The 21,005-nt window shown below is 36.4% G+C and carries 20 protein-coding genes and 2 pseudogenes; 11 read left to right on the top strand and 11 right to left on the bottom strand.

Translation table 11 applies throughout. The features are described from left to right. Window positions 1-129 precede the first annotated feature (129 nt). Both AAZR93_RS20310 and AAZR93_RS20305 read right to left on the bottom strand, forming a co-directional pair. Window positions 130-399, bottom strand: coding sequence for a helix-turn-helix domain-containing protein (locus tag AAZR93_RS20310; protein ID WP_434720887.1), 270 nt, complete (start codon window positions 397-399; stop codon window positions 130-132). A gap of 47 nt (window positions 400-446) precedes the next feature. Continuing rightward, window positions 447-701, bottom strand: coding sequence for a helix-turn-helix domain-containing protein (locus AAZR93_RS20305; RefSeq protein WP_434720886.1), 255 nt, complete (start codon window positions 699-701; stop codon window positions 447-449). 1,425 nt (window positions 702-2,126) lie between these two features. Here AAZR93_RS20305 and AAZR93_RS20300 point away from each other — a divergent pair. After that, entirely contained in the window at window positions 2,127-2,480 is a 354-nt protein-coding gene (locus tag AAZR93_RS20300; protein ID WP_434720885.1) for a VOC family protein, read from the top strand. 324 nt (window positions 2,481-2,804) lie between these two features. Here AAZR93_RS20300 and AAZR93_RS20295 read toward each other — a convergent pair whose 3' ends face one another. After that, window positions 2,805-3,290: a hypothetical protein gene (locus AAZR93_RS20295; RefSeq protein WP_434720884.1), complete on the bottom strand. Its 486-nt coding sequence runs from the start codon at window positions 3,288-3,290 to the stop codon at window positions 2,805-2,807. Continuing rightward, the gene (locus tag AAZR93_RS20290; RefSeq protein WP_434720883.1) at window positions 3,280-4,029 is read right to left on the bottom strand and encodes a winged helix-turn-helix domain-containing protein; all 750 of its coding nucleotides are present in this window, start codon (window positions 4,027-4,029) and stop codon (window positions 3,280-3,282) included. Before AAZR93_RS20290 ends, AAZR93_RS20295 begins: the two co-directional genes overlap by 11 nt. Window positions 4,030-4,592: 563 nt before the next feature. Here AAZR93_RS20290 and AAZR93_RS20285 point away from each other — a divergent pair. Then, complete coding sequence (locus AAZR93_RS20285; protein ID WP_434720882.1) at window positions 4,593-5,792, top strand: IS91 family transposase; 1,200 nt, start codon at window positions 4,593-4,595, stop codon at window positions 5,790-5,792. Window positions 5,793-6,196: 404 nt separating this feature from the next. Here the strand turns inward: AAZR93_RS20285 and AAZR93_RS20280 are convergent, their stop codons facing one another. Further along, window positions 6,197-6,763, bottom strand: coding sequence for a hypothetical protein (locus AAZR93_RS20280; protein ID WP_434720881.1), 567 nt, complete (start codon window positions 6,761-6,763; stop codon window positions 6,197-6,199). A 231-nt stretch (window positions 6,764-6,994) separates the two neighbouring features. After that, on the bottom strand, window positions 6,995-7,351 hold the full coding sequence (locus AAZR93_RS20275) for a hypothetical protein (protein ID WP_294350588.1): 357 nt from the start codon (window positions 7,349-7,351) through the stop codon (window positions 6,995-6,997). A gap of 2,030 nt (window positions 7,352-9,381) precedes the next feature. Between AAZR93_RS20275 and AAZR93_RS20270 the strand changes: the two genes are divergently transcribed. The 8 genes and pseudogenes from AAZR93_RS20270 (at window position 9,382) to AAZR93_RS20235 (ending at window position 15,337) form a co-directional block, all read left to right on the top strand. Continuing rightward, entirely contained in the window at window positions 9,382-10,221 is an 840-nt protein-coding gene (locus AAZR93_RS20270) for a replication initiation protein (RefSeq protein ID WP_294350591.1), read from the top strand. Window positions 10,222-10,709: 488 nt separating this feature from the next. After that, window positions 10,710-11,543: a DNA replication terminus site-binding protein gene (locus tag AAZR93_RS20265; protein WP_198623863.1), complete on the top strand. Its 834-nt coding sequence runs from the start codon at window positions 10,710-10,712 to the stop codon at window positions 11,541-11,543. Beyond that, window positions 11,540-11,836 carry a hypothetical protein gene (locus tag AAZR93_RS20260; RefSeq protein WP_434720880.1) on the top strand — a complete coding sequence of 99 codons (297 nt, stop codon included), beginning with the start codon at window positions 11,540-11,542 and terminating at the stop codon, window positions 11,834-11,836. Before AAZR93_RS20265 ends, AAZR93_RS20260 begins: the two co-directional genes overlap by 4 nt. Then, entirely contained in the window at window positions 11,836-12,258 is a 423-nt protein-coding gene (locus tag AAZR93_RS20255) for a hypothetical protein (protein WP_198623861.1), read from the top strand. The genes AAZR93_RS20260 and AAZR93_RS20255 overlap by 1 nt, the downstream gene beginning before the upstream one ends. Before the next feature lie 32 nt (window positions 12,259-12,290). Continuing rightward, entirely contained in the window at window positions 12,291-13,343 is a 1,053-nt protein-coding gene (locus AAZR93_RS20250) for a hypothetical protein (protein ID WP_198623860.1), read from the top strand. A 308-nt stretch (window positions 13,344-13,651) separates the two neighbouring features. Continuing rightward, window positions 13,652-14,069 (top strand): annotated as a pseudogene (umuD, locus tag AAZR93_RS20245) (translesion error-prone DNA polymerase V autoproteolytic subunit). Further along, window positions 14,069-14,161: pseudogene (locus AAZR93_RS20240) on the top strand (hypothetical protein); the annotation flags it as partial. The pseudogenes umuD and AAZR93_RS20240, both read left to right, overlap by 1 nt. 141 nt (window positions 14,162-14,302) lie before the next feature. Next, a complete protein-coding gene (locus tag AAZR93_RS20235; protein WP_004264637.1) occupies window positions 14,303-15,337 on the top strand; it encodes an IS110 family transposase in 1,035 nt (344 codons plus the stop codon). A gap of 950 nt (window positions 15,338-16,287) precedes the next feature. Here the strand turns inward: AAZR93_RS20235 and hxlB are convergent. Genes hxlB through AAZR93_RS20210 form a run of 5 tightly spaced genes read right to left on the bottom strand, consistent with a single transcriptional unit; the run spans window position 16,288 to window position 19,555 of the window. Further along, window positions 16,288-16,809, bottom strand: a complete 522-nt coding sequence (gene hxlB / locus AAZR93_RS20230) for a 6-phospho-3-hexuloisomerase (RefSeq protein WP_198623859.1) — start codon at window positions 16,807-16,809, stop codon at window positions 16,288-16,290. Window positions 16,810-16,865: 56 nt separating this feature from the next. Next, window positions 16,866-17,324, bottom strand: coding sequence for a PTS sugar transporter subunit IIA (locus AAZR93_RS20225; RefSeq protein WP_198623858.1), 459 nt, complete (start codon window positions 17,322-17,324; stop codon window positions 16,866-16,868). A 7-nt stretch (window positions 17,325-17,331) separates the two neighbouring features. Continuing rightward, window positions 17,332-17,616: a PTS sugar transporter subunit IIB gene (locus tag AAZR93_RS20220; protein WP_198623857.1), complete on the bottom strand. Its 285-nt coding sequence runs from the start codon at window positions 17,614-17,616 to the stop codon at window positions 17,332-17,334. 22 nt (window positions 17,617-17,638) lie between these two features. After that, the gene (locus AAZR93_RS20215) at window positions 17,639-19,015 is read right to left on the bottom strand and encodes a PTS galactitol transporter subunit IIC (RefSeq protein WP_198623856.1); all 1,377 of its coding nucleotides are present in this window, start codon (window positions 19,013-19,015) and stop codon (window positions 17,639-17,641) included. Window positions 19,016-19,018: 3 nt separating this feature from the next. Then, entirely contained in the window at window positions 19,019-19,555 is a 537-nt protein-coding gene (locus AAZR93_RS20210; RefSeq protein ID WP_198623855.1) for an RpiB/LacA/LacB family sugar-phosphate isomerase, read from the bottom strand. Between the two features lie 376 nt (window positions 19,556-19,931). Here AAZR93_RS20210 and AAZR93_RS20205 point away from each other — a divergent pair, with 376 nt between their 5' ends. Beyond that, window positions 19,932-20,687 (top strand): DeoR/GlpR family DNA-binding transcription regulator, encoded by a 756-nt coding sequence (locus AAZR93_RS20205; RefSeq protein WP_198623900.1) that lies wholly within the window; start codon window positions 19,932-19,934, stop codon window positions 20,685-20,687. Window positions 20,688-21,005: the final 318 nt, after the last annotated feature.

The following is a 21,005-nucleotide window of genomic DNA, read 5'->3' as shown; positions in this document are numbered from 1 at the left end:
AAATTTAAACTACAAAGCAAGAATGGCAACAGCCACTCATTAGTAGGGGGTAAACCCACTCACCTGATCATAATGATAAGGCAATTAATAAACAGAAAATTAACGTTCTGCTTGAATTAATTCGAGTTATTAATATAACTGTGTTTTTAATCTTTCAACTTCTTTAGAATGGTAAGCGATTACACTAAATAAGAAATCAGTCCAAGTCTTATCTAAAACAGTTAGAAATAAATTTAGCATCTCAACATTAATGTTTGTAATACCACACTCATAACGAGAAATTTGTTGTTGGCTTAGTTTAACTAATTCTCCTAACTGGCTAGCAGATAGAGCTTTTTCTTGACGAGATTTACGTATAAAGCCACCTATATCTTCTCGAAGGTTTTTTTCCGTTTTCATAATATATTCACCAAATAAAATGATAATAAAAAATATAAAAATTCCATTTACTTAGTAAGAAAATAATTAATATCCACGCTAAAATATAGCGCTATTAGTGTTATTTTTGATATAGGGATATCACTATGGCCATTCTCATATTTTGATAGTTGCTGCTGTGACACACCAATAAATCCAGCCAAAATAAAACCACTTACCTTATATGTTTTCCTGATTGTTTTTATTTTTATCCCTACATTTTTAGCAATTATTTTTTTAATAGCAGATTTATCATGCAATACAAATTTAATTTCACTAAGCATTTTAACACCTTGATGACCCTATAAAAGAGAAAAAGTATAGCAATCATCTTGCCTCCAACCGTTTTCATAATACAATTATTCGTTGTTATTTCAATACTAAATACAGCTAGAATTTAAAAGATGTTTATATTAAAAAAAAAACTCAACTGTACGGCGTAAAAAAAAACAACTCTATAGCGTAATGAATATATAAAAAATAAATTAAACAATAATATACATAAAATTTAAATTAACATTTTAATAACAATTAAAGTTTTACTCTTTTTGTAACAATATATTACTAGTAATGTTATATTTACTAATCATAAGTATGCTTTTATTATTTTGACTCTCCCGTCAAGCCATATAGCTACATATGAATAGATTTCTACTAAAATAGTGTTTTTCATAATTCCTATTTGTTCTTATATCCACAGCTCACCGATGGAACATATTCTACCTAAAAAAAACCAAATCAGAATTAAATTTCAGTAAACAATGGAAATTAAAATTATTAATCTAATTACAAATCATTTTAAGACTCGCCAAGGAAAATTAAACCAAAAAAAAACAACAAACACTCTTTTAAAGTGTTTTAAATGAGTTGCATAATCTCTTGTTATACTAAAAATTAAAGGAAGACTAGCCACATTAATGACTTAATCGTCAGTTATCAATCACAAAGGTCAATCCAGTGTAAGCTAATGATGCAGGCTATTTATTTAAGCAAGGAAAACGCAGGACTTATATCGCTACAATACGTAATTTATTTGCATAAAAACGAGTTAATGGGATGTTTACATCTTAATCAGATGCAATACCAATGCTAAAGTACTGAAAATGGCTCGAGATATACTAAATTTTGTAACTATCCAATAGAAATGTAGCAATATTATACGAGGTTATAGCTGAGCAAAGTATCATTGGTATAATCGAAGGAAAACTACTAAACCAAAACCATTTATTAAAAATAATAAATGAATAACTCGAAATTTATTGGCTATTTATGGAGAATTTAGGCTTTATAAATCTTGATTTGATAAAGTTGACTACTGAATTTACAGCATTTATCAGCAGGTGAAGTTACCAGAACCAGTAATCCATTACTCTTTTATGTTGACCACTACAACTTAACCTTCATCAATTATAGAGGTAATAATCATTTTATCTCCAGTTGGAACATAAGCACTCCGTAGAATTAGGTATCGTTACAAAACAGCTCTATTTTAAGTAATTCTCTTCTCACCTTTTATATTCTGCTTTATGTATATTATGAATCTGGGTCAAGGCTAGATACGAAACCCAATAATTTCATTGTTAAATGAGATATCATATCTGTAATTGAGATTACATTTCTTTTACATTTAATCTCAAAACTAACAATAAATTTGGAGTCGTAAGAAAGTTAAAAAACGAATTTTTCAATTTAATTAGGAGAGTAAATAAATGATAAATAATAACTTTACGAGTATTGTTTCCGTTCTTCACGTAAATGATTTTGAAGGATCCGTTGAATGGTACGGCAGATGGCTTGGGCGCAAGCCAGATGTTACACCTGATGAAGGAATCGCAGAATGGAAACTAGTTGAAAATGCTTTGATTCAAATTTCGGTTACTCCTGACTTAAACCTTGTAGGTAAATCATTTGTAGTTTGCTGTGTTCGCAATATTGAAGCACAAAAAATAATTTGTCAAAACGTTGGTGTTGCCGTTAGCGAAATACAGGATCTAGGATTTATAAAGATTGCGCAGCTCAATGATCCAGCTGGAAATACTGTAATGTTCGTCCAAGAAATGTAGATTATAATTATCCACTCTCCCTAAAATAAGACAGCTATAATTAGATTTTCTGCCCTAACAATTGCAGAGGTTATGATGAAAAAAGCGCATTTTACTGAAACTCAAATCATCAGAGAAATGAAATGATTTGATTTTGACTGCAAAATTATAATCAAAATAGGACTCATGAAAGTTTAAATCACCTCCCACCTGAGGCCTATCGTAAACAGTTAGAAAACGCTAAGGTGGTGTTTCTTAATTAATGGGGAGTGAACACTACAGGTTTATCCACCATCCTATTGTTCGATTATAATTAAAGAAGTAAATTAGTAATGATATCTTAATTTATTTACTACTACAAATAAAAACAGGTGCTAAATTTTCCATAAAAAGATACCTATTACTATCTAACTTGATAATTTTAAAAATATATCTCTGATTTAATTTTGGTATTTTATACATTTTATTTTTTTCACCTACTTGATCGGCAGGGTCAATAAAAATGCCATCTACTTTAGAAAATAAATAATTCCCTTGTATCTTATAACTAAATATATATTTACGTGCTATATTGTAATTTTTATCATGTAGACGAAGATTACCGTTCATAACAAGTGAAAAATTATGTTCATTGCCCTCATCAAAAATGAAATTCAATAAATAACCTCCCTCACTAGTAGATGCTCCATCATTTATTTTTATTTTAAATATTGAATAACAGGTTGATATCGTTAAAGGTTCCTTTCTTTTAAAGAAAAAATAAATTACACAAAAAAACAAAATTAAAAAAAACATAAAAAACAATATTTTTTTTATATTTTTACTTTTCATAGAAGGTCTCACAACTCATCACTGGTTGATTTTTAGAAGTTTCAGGGCAGTATGATAAAAATAAAGTTCCCTTATCATCATCTCTCATCGAAATAGAAGAGACATAATAATAAACTTTAGCAGGGAGCTTACAATTTATGCCTAAATAACTAATTTTTTCTTTTAGCGTATTTTCAGAAAAGTTTTTCACATCGAGTTTGTAATCATCATTAATATAATAAACAATACATTGATCGATTTTTCCCACTATAGGGTAACTTACACTATAATTTTTATGTTTAATGTAAACAAAGCCCAAAATAAAAACAATACTAAAAATAGTCAATCCTAAAAAAAACCATAATTTTTTCTTAGACTTATTATTAATTAATAAATTTTTTTTGTTATTTAAGTTTTGAGGTTCGAGATTTATTTTTTCTTCAACGACAACCTGTGCAGAAAACTTAAATCCAATTTTAGGGATCGTTAAAATCATATCTTCATCAAAGAATGAAGATAAATAGCGTCGCAAAACAGATATATTACTGTTTAAATTATTATCAGAAACAACTTGGTTATGCCCTTGCCAGACAGATAGTAATAATTGTTCCCTATCTAAAATTTTATTGCTATTTTGCACAAAAACTAACATTAACCGATTTAAGGTTTTAGATAATCTAACCACTTCTCCATCATTGAGAATGTACAATTTCCCGTTAAGACTATCATATGTAACACGATCATTTATTAAGTAGTTCATTTTATTCACAATTAAAGTACTATAACTGAAGAAGTTTACTCTTATTGAACACTTTACCAACAAATCAGAATAGGGTTTATAGTATAGTGTCAAAATGAGTACATCACGGATAGTCCGAGATAAAATAAGTTTAACTACATCATAGAAAAATCGTATAGGGCCTCGAATAAGAACAGTATTGATAATACGACGATATATTGAGTTAATGAATGTCTCAAAAATATAAATTATGATTTATCTTACTTTTTGTAAGAAAATCAATTACATTACGACAACTAATGCTCTGAAAAAATTATTTGCTAACCATGTTCAAAATAACAACCTGAGTGCGTATAGTGACAGCTTCAATTTAATTTAATTTGACTACTAATTGCAAGCCTTATTTGCTCAGCTCCTTACATTTCAGAGAAATTAAAATAGATATCTTGAATCGATATCATAAGCTTCTACGCAAGTAAATTTTCTTTGATCTAATAGAACATAAGCACGCCTTTGGCGTGAGCATCGCGGCTAAGCCGCTCTATTTCTAGGCAACTCCCTTCCCGTCTTTTATACTCTGCTCTATGTATATTCCCAGACCCGCTAAATTACTATTTCAATACGATGACGGATGGAACCGCTTCATTGATAACAACCCCGTCGATGAATGGCAACTGCTCTCTGTCGAAAAGATGCTCGCCTGTAGCACCTGTACTATGGGCGTTCGCCGTTATTGCTGTTCTTCTCCTGAATGCACTCATTCCCGCTTCTTTTGTCAAACCTGTAAATCCAAAGCCTGCAGCGCATGTGGACTCAAAGGTACCGAACAATGGATCGCGCAACAGCGCCATATTTTGCCAGATTGCGAGTGGCAACATATCACCCTCACTATGCCCCACCTGCTTTGGCCTTTCTTCAACAATAACTGGCCCTTGCTCAACCAACTCTTTCGCTGCGCCACCCGCGCCATGCTCAAACACGCAAAGCGCATTGGGCTCGAAATCGGTATCTTTTGTGCACTGCACACCTACGGTCGCCAGCTCAATCAACATCCGCATATTCATTTATCGGTGACCCGAGGCGGACTTACGAAATATGACACCTGGAAACCCATTTTTTTCAAAAAGAAAGACGTCGAAAAAGTCTGGCGTAGTGCCGTTATTCGATTACTTCGCGACAGCTATTTTCCATTACAACCCAACACATTACCCGGCTTCGGGCATATTCGCGATTATCCGACCTGGTGTCGTTACCTTAATGCCCAATTTCAGCGCTATTGGAAACTGCATTTTGCTAAGAAAACCCGAGGCGCGTGGCACAACGTCAAATATCTAGGACGTTACTTAAAACGACCGCCTATCTCTGCCTCTCAATTGAAACATTACAGCGGTGGTGCAGTAGTTCATCATTATTATGATCACCACAGCCAGCAACATCGGCGACAAATTTTATCCCAAGAAGAGATGATACGCCGTTATGTTAGCCATATTCCTGCCCGTCATTTTAAAATGATCCGCTATTACGGTTTTTTAGCCAACCGCAAACGCGGCAGCTTATTACCGAAGGTGTATAACGCGTTGGACATGATAGCCCCTTCGATACCCGATAAACCGGGCTTTGCCGCTCTGACCAAAGGATTTTTAAACACCGATCCGTACCAATGCATTTTATGCGGCAACCGGTTGAGATTTATGAGTGCGGAAAAAGGGGCTCATGCCACTGAGTTACTATCAGTAAGACGCGATAGAATGGAGAAAAAGCGATGGTTACAAACGGCAGCCTAGGCTCAGTGTACTTAAAATTTGGTTTTCAGATGAAAATTTAACCTATCGATAATCTCAGGAGCAAGAAAAAATAAAATAACTTTAATTGAATGGAAGTACAGGCATCAAAACACCGTCATTAATACGTCACTCTATTGATTGAGGTTCCTAACCATCAAGTCAGGAATGATTTTACAGATCTCTGAAGCTGGTCAAACGCTAGAACACGGCATAGATCAATACCAACGCCTAGAACTGGCTGTATTCATCATACAGCAACTATCCGCAGCGTTAAAAATAAGTTATGCATGTACAATTGTAACACTTAAAAACCTGTATTGTATTGATTGTAATTAAAATAAAAAGCCTGAGTGGGTTCACTTCAGGCTTTTTAAATACAATTTAAATTTACAATAATTAAATACCTATCGTCTAGGTGGACTAAATTCTTCAGTTAATCTGCTTAACTCGTATTCAGCTAAATATAACATGTGACCTAATGAAATGAGTCTGGCTTCAGGTGTACCTAATCCTAGAGAAGCTGAAGAATCAACTCGCGTTTTTTCATATAGTTTATGTGACATGTTTCGCCAAGCAGAACTTAGCAGGGAGTAAAATTGAACTTCAACTACTGTACCATCTACAAAACGAACTAGAGTATGATAGGCAAAATAGCCACTTGCTAATTTAGCTTCTTGATCCACCTGTATATTGTCAATCGAGCTAAATTGTGCAGTTAAATCTTCTTCAGGTAACAGTTCTCTCCAAGCACCCAAACGTTCAGTGAACATCCTTGCGTGTTGTAGTGTGGGGCATACTACGGATGTTCTTATCAAGTCGGCTATTTCGGTAGATAATGTTTGTAAACATACAAAATTATCCGTTCGATTACAGTTTTTTCTCCAACACTTTTCTATGATTGATGCTGTTGATTTAAATAGTAAATCATACAGTTTTGGATAAGTTTCAGGAATAAATGCGTCCATCGGCACATCAAATTCACCAGCTAAAAAACCACCAAACTGAACTTTGCATTCTCCTTCTGTTCGTTGTTTAATCTGTAATAATAATTGACCTAAAACAGCCAGCTTATCAACGCTATTAGCCTTTAGTGATTCACGGAATTCAGTAATGTTTCTTTCTAAATCTAGCTCTTTTAGAGTTTACTGATGCCAATTAATGTAGCTATCTTTCTGATATTGCTTTGGGATCTCCGACATTAATTATACCTCTGTTAGAAAGTAGTATTTAGCTACTTGTTCAGTAACAGATTTTACTTCCATACTGCAATAACTATTTGATATTGCTTTATAAACTAGAATTGCACTGTCTTTTCTCTCTCCAAAACCATCTTCTATTTTATAAAATTGAGTGATTCCTGTTATGACCATTATTTCTTGCCCTATCCAGCGTCCTCCGCATTGGTGTTCAAATGCAAATTGTTTCGCGGGTAGCACTTTTGAAAGTTCTAAATAATCAGGTTTGGGTTCTAAGATGGTGTCCCATAATTCAAGTGCTTTTTTGTAATAGGAAAGAATGTCAGTATCAGCGGAAATTAGCTTTTCTATTGTGTATCGCATTATCATTTCTTTTTAATAGTTAAAGGTGGTTGATATAGTTACTGATCTAGGCTTGTTGGTCAATCTGAGTTCAATTTTGTTAATCATCTATAACAGCGAGAGACATGAAAACTTGTTTTCGTGTCTCTCGCTGTTGAACAAACGAGCGAAGTGAGTGCGTTAGCAATTTGGGTCTAGTTATTCACACTCGCGGGTATTTCAATATATTAAAATCTTTTTTTTCTTGATTTATCTTAAAACCTTAAAAACTTAGGGTGCTAGTTTATTCCTTTAATTTCATAATATTAGAAGTTTAAAGGTTGACATCTGCAAGACGAAAGGTTGATGTTTACAAGACGAAAGGTTGATGTTTACAAGGTTAAAGGTTGATGTCTGCAAGGCTAAAGGTTGATGTCTGCAAGACTAAAGGTTGATGTTTGCAAGATATAACCGCTCACTTTATGCTCACTGGTTGTAATGTGTACAAATACGATTTAATTGTTTGATTTTATTAGTAAATAATTAAAAATTTCCTGTGGATAAATGGATGTTTTATATGAATAATCATCATAAACTTAATGAGTTTGAAGCTGGTGAACTATTTATTTATCTGCAAGTAGTTTATTTGTGGTGCTGATCACAAAAGGTTGATGTTTGTAAGACAAACACTAAGATCGATAATTGGTAATTATATGTTATATATCAATATGATAACTTTATAATGTTGATGTTATTATTATAGTGTAAAAAAAGGTACTTTCCAAATTCACGATGAAAGGTTGATGTCTGCAAGACACCGGCTCGGTAATGAAATTTAGTTTAATCTATTAATATCAATGAGATAAGTGATTGCTGAGCCGAAAGGTTGACGTTTGCAAGACAACCGCAAATAAGATACTTTTCCGGTGAGGCGTTGAAAGGTTGATGTTTGCAAGACACCGGTGAGGTAATGAAATTCAGTATAATCTATTAATATCAATGGGATAAATGATTTCAGAGCCGAAAGGTTGATGTCTGTAAGACAACCGCAAAAAAGATATTTTTCCGGTGGGGCGTTGAAAGGTTGATGTTTGCAAGACACCGGTGCGGTAATGAAATTCAAATTAATCTATTAATATCAATCGGATAAGTGATTTCTGAGTCGAAAGGTTGACGTCTGCAAGACAACCGCAAAAAAGATACTTTTCCGGTGAGGTGTTGAAAGGTTGATGTCTGCAAGACACCGGAGCGGTAATGAAATTCAGTATAATCTATTAATATCAATGGGATAAGTGATTACTGAGCCGAAAGGTTGATGTCTGCAAGACAACCGCAAAAAAGATACTTTTTTGGTGTGGGTCTGAAAGGTTGATGTTTGCAAGACATCTGTGCGGTAATGGAATCAAATTTAATCTATTAATATCAATGTGATAAGTAATTATTGAGCCGAAAGGTTGACGTCTGCAAGACAACCGCAAAAAAGATACTTTTTTGGTGTGGGTCTGAAAGGTTGATGTCTGCAAGACACTGGTGCGGTAATGAAATTCAATTTAATTTATTAATATCAATGGGATAAGTGATTGCTGAGCTGAAAGGTTGACGTTTGCAAGACAATCATCGAAAAGGTATTTTTCGGATGTGACCCTGTTAAGTTTGATGTTTACGAGGTAGAATCTGGAATATCTAAGTCTTGGGGACTCTGAAGGCTTGAAAGGTTGATGCCTGTGAGACAAAAGTGGCAACTCACTATTGGTGCGGGTTCTGAGGGCTTGAAAGGTTGATGCCTGTGAGACAAAAATGGCAACTCACTATTGGTACGGGTTCTGAGGTCTGAAAGGTTGATGCCTGTGAGACAGGATCTGAAACCTGCCTGCTTTGTCGATTTTAGCTAATAAAAATTGATGTTTGTTGGGATGTTAAAATATCATTGTTTCTATGTTTCAGATTGCTAGAATTATTTTTTGGATATTGATAGCAACCACCAGCAAAAGGTTGATTTTAAATTTACCTAAATCAACCTTTGATGTATATTCATCATATATTCTCCTTTATTTTAAAAATTGTATGTTGCTATGAAGAAGAAACAGCTTAGTAACCTCACACTTTTCACGAATGTTCGTCATTCTGATGATTTCAATCTGTCACTTGCCAGTTTGCCAATATCTGCCAAGCGAGTCTTGTTTTTAATTCTTGCACAGATTTCCGATCCGAGAGAAAAAGTCGAAGATGAAGAAATTAGCTTTGATGTGACTGCAAAACAGTTTGCCGAGATATGCGGTGTGGATATTAAAACAGCATATAACGCTTTACCTGATGCAGTTGACACTCTTTTATCATCACATATTTATGAGGATCTTAGTGAAGAAGGTTTTAAACGAGCGTTTAAAACGAACATCACTTCAGGTGCAAAATACTTCTTTGATGAAGGATATTGTACGATTTACTTCAACCAAAAGGTTTTCCCTTATTTCTTTGAATTATCTAAGAAATTTACCACTATGAATTTATTCCATGTGGCTAGATTATCCGATGTTAACATGACGAATTTTTACCAATTAATTATGAAGCGGTATTCAAAGAGCAATACCGTTCGTGAGTACAACACATCTTTTACGATTGGTGTTGATGAACTGAAAGATGAGATGTGGTTATTTAAGCTCGATAAGAAGGAGAATAAGCAGTATTTATACCAGAATTACAAGGATCTAGGGCAGTTACTCAAGAAATTGGCTAGGGGATTGAGTGAAAAAACAAACATTAAAGACATCACTATTACAATTGAGTCTCGCAAAGTTCGTAAGGCTTCAGTATTAAGGATATCTTATTCAGTCATAAAAGAGAGCCCTGCTAATTCTTTTCCAACTGATGAAGAATTAGACGCTATCGAAAAACAGTTAGGTTTATTACAGTAATAATGCATAAAAACAAAAAGTTACAAGAAAAAATTACTCAGTTTGCTTCGCTGAATCAGAATTACAAAAAAAATGCGATTTTGTGTCATATTCAGGATGAATTATTTGAAATGAAATCATCAGGCATGTCTTGGAATGCGATTATGGACGTTTTACCAGCTTACGGCTTGATTGTCAGTGATACCTGTTTCAGAACGTTTTTGAAGAAAGCTAGAGAACAAGGATGATTGAATGACCGGTCATATTTCATGTTGTAAAAGTCCCCATAAAATATGCCAACATACAAAAGTAGTTGTGCTACATGAGAGCTCCATCCTGAGAAGCTGTGCTGTGGAAATAAAGGGGAGAAAAAAAGAGAAAAAGAGAGAAAAAAGCGCGAGTCAGGGGCGCAGATGTGTAAGCTTCGCTCCTATATTTGTTAGACTCTCATTTGTATGTTGGCATATTTGATTATGATGCTTTCTTTCTAAGAACAGGAGTTTCATGTCATGCTTGATAGCTATATTGGTTCATTGCTGAAGTACCTCCACCAGCTTGACTCACTTTTTCGAGATACAAAGGTAATTTCAGCCCTTACCTGTGTCATTCCACCGGTAGAAAATGGTTGTGATGATATAGGTAAATGCATTGAACCTGTTGTAAATTGGGGTCCTCATGCCTACACATCGGTTATCTCTTGTTGGCAGGACCTATACATATCTCCGTTGTATTCTCAAAAGTTTGCGAGACGTACAGCCGGATATGTACAGGTATCAACTGCGAATATGGAACTCTCCGATCATATAATCAAAATTAATACCGTAAAAAACAATATCAGAACCTCTATTGTTGCACTCCCAAAATCGGAGCGCTTCAGTGTTTTGCGTAAACACCTGAGTAATGTAATGACACTGCATCTATACCGGAATATTCCCATATTTAATACAGACGACGTAATCACACATGCTTCTTATACATGGGGCTTAAAAGGGCTTATGCAGAAAACTGATCCGGTTAAGCTGTATCAGCTCATAGCTGATATAGCAAAAGGAAACTCCGAGTTACAGGACTTAATGGATAAAATTCAAGAGTGCCCTGCTAGTAGACTCAGAACAAAGCGTAGCGTTACGCCTCAGCCTATCTGCAACTTAACCTTCGCCAGTGGTAAAAAACGGTGCATAAACGCTCCTGTGCCGTTTTTGATAGTTCAGGATAAGCAATTTAAAGTCAGCCCCCTACCATTGTTCGCTGCTGAAGCTGACCGACAGGAACGTTCTGACAAACACAAAACGACTCTCCTTGGTGTTTTTAGGGGGCAACAGATAATTAGGTTGGAAAAATGATGAAGAAAAATACACAACAGGGATTTTCAATCGTTCGTTTTTACTTTTGTGCTTCAGTTGCCGTGTTATCTTTGATTGGTTGCGCCTCATTGGAGCAACGTGAAAGAACTGCTTTTGAGCTGGTAACACGGGAACCTAATCAGGAAAACATTCAATCTTATTTGAAGCTGGCTGAAGAACTGCAAAGAAAGCAGGTTGATGAAGCCAAACAAGCGGCAGATACGGCTACTTACCAGCGTGACAAAGAGCTCAACAAATATTTCAAACAATATGGGAGGACCTATAAAAAGTGATGAATAACATAGCGCTGTTACAACACATAGGCTCAGAATTTATAACCCATTCTGGAGTTACAGCGACACTGGCATTAGAAAAAATTCATTCTGGTTATGAGGCGTTCATTAACGAACTGTCACCATCAGGTCTGCTTGAACTGCTCGAAAACCCTCTGCCTATTATCATCAATATTTTGACTGGTGAACCTCATTCCGTAATTCATAGCCACAGTGAGGACCTGCGACCCAATAGTAAAACCTATGGGTATGGAGTTGGTTATGAAGTAGGAAATATAATAATAATTTTGGCGAGTGGAATAGATACATATTATCATGCTCTAAAAGGAAAATTATTCCTCAAGAGTGAAAATTATATGCCATTATTCGTCAGTATGATTGACTTAAACGGCAAACATGAAGTAACAAAAGCTTACTACTAATTTAAAAATAACCAAATATATAAGAGTGTTACGTGACTATACCAGTAGTGTTTATAGAGCCAAAATTCATCAATAATACTACCTCCTATTGGGCTATGTTTTATGCAGCTATTTTTAAAGCTCTATCTTATCAAACCAACATGTTGCACCCACTTGGAGAACAATCACCTAAATCACACAGAGGGGATCTCTCTACGCCTTCAAACTATTTAGCAAGAATTAGTAGTAATCTACAAAATCATGCTTTTGAATATTTAATGATAGATTTGTTGTGCTCAGAATATGGTTCTACTACAAGAGACATTTTAGTTAATAACCTTTTATTTCAGTACGGTATAACAGATTTTGAATACAAGTATCTGAATTTATACAAAATGGGTAAGGACAGTATTCACCATAAGTTACAATTAGATAATTCATTTGATGTGAAGGTCATAACACCTATAAATCCAAAATTTCTAGGTAGTTCAAAAAATAAATATCAAGCATTCACATATCCTATTCATACAGCTTTTAATAATTTTCCATATTCAGACTTGTTACTTATTGTTTCTGATGGAAAAAAACATACCTATGGTTTTTTAGGTGAAATAGAAGGAAACAATGGACAACAATTATTTAGAAAGGGATATTGGGGAGCTGGTAAAGGTGATTATGCAACTTTTGCAATGGGCATTTCACCAAAAAAGAGCTTAAAAATTGACGGACATAAACACCAACTGAGTAACAGTATAGTATTGTTTAGTGATGAAAATAACAGACTAATATTGAACTACTCAAATTTTTCACCGTTTGCTAAAGATTACTTTAAAGCTATTAATAATATGGAACTATTTTTCAATGGACAAACTAAACATCTGAGTAAAGAGGATAAGGGGCATGAATATATCATTGATTTAATTAAATATAATTGGGATCAACCAAGCGGATATATAATTGAATTACTGAGCCAGCATGTAAAATACACCTATGATCCTGCATTCACCTTGTATAACCTTCCGGACCCAGAAATGAATAAGAAGTCTTTTAAACCAAATTTTCTGGCATTAGTAAACTCATATTGTTTATATCGAGTAATACCATAATTTCTATGGATTCATCCTATTAGGGGTTTGACGATCAACGGAATGGTTTATTACGTTATGCCTCTTTTTTCCGATAAATCAAGCACTCTAAACAACATCTTTGTATTCTATCTATAGGAATTACCTGCCCATGTCATTAATTTAAGTGCTAAGCATGAGTTTTCGTTCTACTGAGCTTTAGCCACCGATAACTGCATAGTACAATAATCACTCAATATTTCTGATGTAATATACCTGAACTTAACTTGCAATTTTCTAACTCGGATGCCTACAGTACTACTGTCTATTTGTACAGCGTTGAGGCGAGTATGAAATTAACCTTATGCAACGTTAATAAATCACTTCCATTACCTTTGTTTGCAGAACGGGTCCCTGCCGGATTTCCTTCCCCTGCGAGTGACTAGTTAGAGGACCGTATTGATTTAAACTCTTTGCTGATCAAGCATCCTTCAGCTACATACTTTTTACGTGTGTCTGGTATTTCTATGATGGACGCACAAATTCTTGATGGTGATATTAGTCATCATAGATAGTTCGATTGATGCAAAACACGGAGATATAGTCATTGCCTCACTGGATGGAGAGTTCACGATAAAACGGTTACAAACTCGCCCTGTTACTGCTCTGATCCCTATGAACAACAATTACTCACCTATCTACATTGGAGAAAATGAAGAATTGAGTATATTCGGTACTGTTACCTACATAATTCACAAGGCAAGATAATGTTTGCCTTAGTTGATGTAAACAGTTTCTACGCCAGTTGTAAGCGGATTTTTCGCCCAGACATTGCCAATAAGCCGGTTATTGTATTATCAACCACGATTTGAGTGGTGAGAAACGTTAGCTAATCCTATACTGTTATTAGCATCTTATTCTGTAGTGATGTGATGGACGTCCCTCTATGTAAGTTTTGCCATACTTATGTTGAGCGATTTTATTCACAGAGGTACTACATCATGAACGAGATTAAAGTTATCGGTATCGATCTGGCAAAATCTGTCTTTCAGGTTTGCGTCTGGATGAGTGATGGGAATATTGCATCTAACCGCAAGGTTTCTCGGGCTAAATTGCTGGATACTATTCGTCAATTCCCTCCTGGGTCGATGATTGCAATGGAGGCTTGTGCTACTTCCCACTACTGGGGGCGTACTTTTCAGTCAATCGGTTTTCAAGTCAGACTGATACCCACGCAACACGTAAAAGCATTAACACATCACCAGAAAAATGATGCCAACGATGCTCTCGCTATTTGTGAGACAGCTTTTCGCCCAGGTATTCATTTTGTCGCTATAAAAACTGTTGAACAACAAGATATTAAAGCCCTCAGAGCTGCCCGCCAGTTGATGGTTGAACAACGCACTGCACTGGCAAATCAGGCCCGGTCACTGGCGGCAGAACAAGGTGTTGAGATCCCTGTCGGGATTCATATTTTACAGCAACGACTGCCCGATATTATTGAAGATGCAGAACAGTTAATTTCTCCCGTGCTGCGCCAGTTGCTGTTCTCATTGCTAGAAAATATTCATTCACTTAATGAACGTATTCTTACTGTAGAGCACAGCCTTGCGGCTCTTTGTCAGCAACAACCCAAATACAAAGTACTGATGACAATACCGGGTATCGGTCCACTTATTGCAGCTGCTTTTTTGAGTGAAGTTAACGCAGAGCAATTTACTAACGGACGACAATTATCAGCCTGGTGTGGTCTGGTTCCTAGGCAACACAGTTCTGGAGGAAAAAGCAGCCTTTCTGCGATGACCAAAAATGGCAATCGTGATCTCCGGACATTGATCATTCATGGTGCGCGGTCTGTTATGCACTGGGCTCATAAACGCGATGACGCGCTGGGAATGTGGCTGAAACGGCTTATTGAACGAAGAGGAAAAATGAAAGCCACGGTTGCGCTGGCTAATAAGATGACACGCATTGTCTGGCGGTTACTGACAGAATCCACAAGTTTTAATATCGACAGGGCTTTTGCGATGAACTGACCGTAGTTGTATCCAGAGAAGAGAATTTATCCTGAGTTTGCAGGTACTGATGAGAAAACGGTAAACCGACCCTGTAATAGCCTGAACTATGCCATGGTAGTAACATACCGATGTAGTGATAAGGAAACAGGGTGCGGATGACATCATGGCGCGGGTCATTAGATCCACTAACGACGCCGAATATATGGCAGCAAACCGTATCAACTCAGAGCTTGCACAACACGGGACGTCCATATATGGTTTAATGAATTTGGCCACCTGAACATATTGTCCAGCAATTGAGTGAATAGGCAGATAAACACCAGGATATTATCGTGAACAACAAGACAAAGGCGAGAAAATCGGCTGGGAAAAAGGTCGTGAAGAAGGTATACGTGATGCTAAAATTATGATGGCGCGTAACTTGCTTAAAAACGGTGTGAGCCTTGAACTCATTATTGTAAGTACCGGTTTAAGCCGCGAAGAGCTCATTTCCCTGCAATAGACTGAATTTATTCTCTTTCCATTTTTACGCTTAACGCAAAGGTCGCTAACTCAATGAGATTAGTGACCTTTGGTGATTTTTAATGACGTTTATAGCTTCTGACACTCACATTCAATTCTTCCGTGGCACGTTGGAGTTTCGCACTCATTTAATCGAAAAGTTCAAAGTTTGCGCGTCTTCCTGTGATACTAAGGTTTTCAGAAGAGTAGTAGTTTGATAGTTAAACCAGTTATTTTGCTGCTTGCATCGATTTTAATACCTTAGAAATAGTATATCTCGGGCAGTTTATCAAATTTTCTATCTGGCTATAGCTTTTCCTTGCCATTAGAAGATCTTCAATTTTTTGATGTAATATTTTGGGTTCCAGCGAAGAACCCTAAAATCATACGGTCTCATTCTTTTTCCTAACGGAATAGTTGAATAATTTTGTGTTCCTCACATAGCCAATTTTTGCAACAAGCCCTTATTATTCAATATCAGCATGGCGCTCTTTCATTGTATTGCCTGTTTCGTTCAGTTTAACCATTAGCAACAGGATAATAGCGTCGTAAGTAAGTAATGAAGCTTGCTCGAAAAGAGTGCCCATGGGTTGGATACTATGCTCTACAGGAATGATTAATATATCATCTGCAAGATTTGCTAGAGGTGACTCTAAAGTGGTGGTAATCAGTGCAATTTTGACACCATTGTTCTTAGCTGTTCTTACCTGATGAATAAGGCGCAATGTTTTTCCGGAGGCTGAGCCTACAATCATGAGATCATTTTTTTGGGAGTGAGGTGAACTAATTTCGCCAACTACGCTGACAGAAAGACCTAGATGCATCAATCGATTTGCAAAGGCATTTATCATCAGCCCTGAGCGCCCTGCACCGGCAAGATAAATATGACCAGCAGCGGTGATGGATTTGATGAGCGAATTAAATTCTTTCTCATTAATTTTATCCACAAGTAATGATAGCTCGTTTAAAACGAGAGCGTAATTTTTCATAGTTACAATTCTTCTATTAAAAAAGGGCAGATACCTGCGTATTTGCCCTCAGTGTATTAGGATGCTGAAAGCATCTCTTCAACGTATTTCCCAACCTCATGCGTTTTAAGATTACGACATGACTCGATAAACGAAATATCCTGGAAAAGTGTAAAGAGGCGGCGTAACACAGACATGTGCTGATCACTGGTTGCAAATGCAAGATTAAACATGATGCTGCATTCAACCGTCAGGTCAGCGTCCTCCATCTGCCCAAAAACCACGTTTTTATCAAAACGCACGATACTTATACTGTTTATTTTAACTAAGGAATAATCTGCGTGTGGGATCGCAATGCCCTGTCCGTTAACCATTAATAAGCCAGTTGGGTAGGACTTCTCGCGTATCAGACAAGCTTGGATGTACTCTGGTGTGATGTAGTCCTTTTCCAGTAGCTTTTGGCCTGCAAACTGAATGGCCGCAGACCAGTCATCAATAGCTTCTTCAACGTCATTTACCAGAATCTTAAATATCATTATTTACCTACTTCAGTATTTCTTCTTTAACAGCATCAAAAATTTCATCTTCACCTAGCCCAGTTAACAAGCCTGCCCCTACGATCACTCGAGTGGATATGCCTGGGTTGTTCAGTTTGGTGGATGATACGATCAGGTCATATCCGTTAAATGTGTCTGTAGTGCAAGCCATCAGAGATGATTTATCAACTTGAGCTTCTATATTTTGTTCTTTCAGATAGTCCTGTAGAACAGAAACCATGATGGAAGAAGATGCAATACCGTTTCCACATACAACTAAAATTTTTTTCATTTTCAATTACCTTTTAAATGGTTTAAACCGTTTTTCCTGATTCAGGTTCAACGTTTAACTGACGGCGAGATTTCTGTTTAAGTAAGTATCCTACGGATAACAGCAAAACAGCGGCGAGAATATAGCCAGCAAGACCTATATGACTGAGGCCTGCAAAGAATCCTGTGAACGGGTTAGCTGACGGATTAAGTGATGAATACATTACACTCGCATCAGGGTTAGTGCCGAATTTTTGGAACACTTCATTAGTTGAGGGAGCCATCCAAGATGCGATATATAAACCACCGCCAAATAAGATGATGGACGTTGCCCAGGTACGAATGATATTGCCATTGAAAACGGGTACCATGCATGCAATAAAGAATACAAACTGCGACAGGTCACCAAGTGGCATCACTCGGTTGCCTGGCAATACTACTGCAAGGATCACAATTACAGGGATAAGTAGTAGGGCTGGAGCAATCACTGACGGATGACCAACAATTAAAGCAGTATCCATCCCAACGGTAATCTCGCGATCTGGGAATCTTTTTACCAGTTTCTTACGTGCGACGTTAGACAGTGGTACAAGACCTTCCATCATGATAGAGGTCATACGTGGTAACAAAAGCATAACAGCAGCAAGATACATGCCTAATTGCAAGCTGGCGATAATGGTGTGGTATGGGGATTTCCAGCCATAGCCACAGAAACCAAGAAGAATACCAATGATAAAACCAACCATTGTAGGATCACCTAGGATACCAAAGCGCTTCTGAATACTTTCAGCCGTGACGTTTAAGTTACGGAAACCTGGGATACGATCATAAATCCAGTTAAATGGATATGCGAACAGCAAATAAGTGTTTGCAACTGGGTGAGAAATGGCAACACCTTTAGGTAAGTTGAAGTATTTTTCGTTATTTTTAGCCCCCAAATCAGCTGCAATAAGCGCCCAGACATGAAATAAAGCTGCCGTAAGTACACCATAGAGGAAGCTATCTGAATACACTCCTACGATAGCTCCCATTGAAGCATTCTGGTGCAGGTTAAAAACGTCAACGTTTACACAGTCAGTCAGGCGTGCAAATAGCATGGCAATATTAACGGCCACACATAGAGGAATAATAATAGCCCCCATGCTTGAGCCAAATCCCATAACTGCGGTCGCTGCGCCGCCAACGTCAATGGCATTCAGTGAGGAACCGGTGGCTTCAGCAAGTCCGGTTACGGCAGGTTGCATTTTTTCAAGCATCAGCTTGATAGTCATGGTTAACGCAATAAAACCGATACCAACTTTAATGGCTGATGAAATACACTCTGACAGTGGTCTCCCGAGGACCTTCATCAAAATTAGAAAAATTAATGGGATGAAAATAAAGTTACCCAGATCATTGATAAACTGCGTAATCAGTTCCATTTTTTAGTCCTCAGATTTCTCATTATCTGGCTTGAAACCCATATTCCATCGAACGTGAGCAGGTTTCGTCAGTAACGTATTGTCACTGCGTTCAGCTTCCAATAGGTTTTTCTTGGAATTTAATCTTGCTGTATTAAAGTCAAATGCATTGTCATACCATGCATCAACAATCATTTTTGTATATTCCAGATCATTAATTCTGCAGCCAAGTCCAATTATTTGCGCATTATTACTGAGCCTTGCCCGTTTTGCTGAGTAAGGATTAGTGACTGCAACAGCGCGGATTCCCCAGTGTTTATTTATCTGGCAAGTGAAACCAATACCGGTACCACAAATGTAAATGCCAAGGCGGCATTCATCTCGTTGAATAACCTCGGCCATTTCATCCGCAAGACGAGCAAAGTTATTGAAGCCATCTTCTTTTCGTTTCACAGGATCATATATGACCTCCGCATTCTTCTCTTTCTCAAGATATTTTTTAATCTCCTCCTTACGTTCAAATCCCACATCATCACACGCGATTGCAATTTTAGTTTTCATCGTAATTAACCTGGTTAAATAATTTATACCAAGTATATGATTGGTAAATATTGGTTGTCAACTGAGATCAATCTCACATAATTTACAACTCATTGATTTTAAATGAATTAAATACCAATAAATACAAACAAAAACAACTAATAGCCAATTTTAGATGTTTTTCCATAAAATATATTCAATAATAAAATGGTCTAAAATATGTAAAAAAAAATCAAATATTGTTATTAATCAACTAATTAATTTTTTCATTAATATTATTTAGAAAATAAATATCATATTAAAAATACTTTTCCATTTTTTTTAGGTTTGTTTTAGTTTGTATTTTCTGTGATATGATTTGTACTTACATGATATTCAATGGTTGATTGGAGGAAGGATGTACCTAGTTGAAGAAAGAAGAAAATTGATCCTTGAGGAAATTATTTCGGCAGGAACCGTGTACGTCAGTGACCTCGCCAAAAAATATGGGGTTACTTATGAAACTATCAGAAAAGATTTGACCTTTCTTGAGCAGAAAGGATTACTAGTTAAAAGCCATGGAGGCGCAACTTTAAAACAAGGAGCTATAGAACATCCTTTTCAGGTTAGAGAAAAAGAAAACAGTTCCTTTAAGCAAGCCATCGCTAGAAAAGCTATTGAGTTTGTTCCCCCGAATAGTTCAATGATCATCGGCACAGGGAGTTCTAATTACGAATTGGCTAATCTGCTATGTATGAAATCGGGATTTAAGATCTTCACAGATTCTCTGCCAGTAGCAAGTGTTCTGATTGAGTCGGATAACCAAGTTTTTCTGTTTGGTGGCGAACTAAGGAAGAAAAGCTCCTCCGTCTTCGGTGGTTGGGCTGTATCGATGATTAATGACATTAACGTTGATTTATGTTTTATCGGAACAGATGGTTTCAGTAATATGGCCGGTCCATCCACTCCATCTTCATCTGATGCATTTATAGACAGAACAATCATCGCTCACTCCGAAAAGAAATATATTCTAGGGGATTATACTAAGTTCCAGAGAAGTAGCTTGTTTAAGATTTGTGACTGGTCCGAGATTACCGCGCTAATAACCAATGACATTGCTGATAAAGAGGCGATTGCTGAGGTCTCCAAATATACAACGGTAATAACATGTTAATTTTAAAGTATTGAATAGTGACGCCTCACTTACTTATCGTTATCTCTCCGTTTTGGTGATGTAGGTATTGACGATATGCTCATTAGAGGGAAATAGGTCAGAGTATTTTATACGATTCTATAATGCAGGCTCTGTAGTACCAGATAATATTATATCTTCAATGTATTTCCATAAGGTGGTGTTTACGTTCAAGATGGCCGTGGTAGCACTTCTCACGCATCAGAAGCTTTGTTTCGCTGCGTGCTATGTTTGTCATGATTAGCCTCGAATGTGTAGGTAAAATCTATTTTAATGCGTTTGCCACTTGTATACATTTCT

Origin of the sequence: Providencia sp. Je.9.19 (assembly GCF_051129765.1) — a bacterium.
GTDB lineage: Bacteria > Pseudomonadota > Gammaproteobacteria > Enterobacterales > Enterobacteriaceae > Providencia.
The sequence above is the reverse complement of the archived record's forward strand: the minus strand, read 5'-3'. Positions and strand labels throughout refer to the sequence as shown.